Raw genomic sequence first — 309 nt, forward strand, 5'->3', positions numbered from 1 at the left:
TCGGTAGCAATACCACATTGGTTTTCAACGGCACCCCGGTTGATGTTGAAGGTGATATGGATTTGGATGATGTGGTCGACAGTGACAACACCATTCATTCCAATGTTGACGTAGCGATTGGCAACGAATCGGAAAGTGTCGACAATGGTGTTGCCACAATTGATAAGAGCTTTGGTGTCTCCTCCATTAACGTTGCTGAAGGAGTCAATGAAGTTGCAATTTCTCAATCCAATACCGTGACGCTTGTTGGCGGCGACGATAAGGAATTGATTGCGTTTGCCGGCGAAGGTGATAAGAGCGTAACAGTTG

Annotated in this window: 1 protein-coding gene; it reads left to right on the top strand. The window is 46.3% G+C overall.

The genetic code is table 11. The features are described 5' to 3' along the window. Positions 1 to 309, top strand: a 309-nt coding sequence (locus H5985_RS09310; RefSeq protein WP_205051027.1) for a hypothetical protein, incomplete at both ends; no start/stop codon positions are given.

Origin of the sequence: Parasutterella secunda, from assembly GCF_016901835.1 — a bacterium.
Lineage (GTDB): Bacteria > Pseudomonadota > Gammaproteobacteria > Burkholderiales > Burkholderiaceae_F > Aphodousia > Aphodousia faecavium.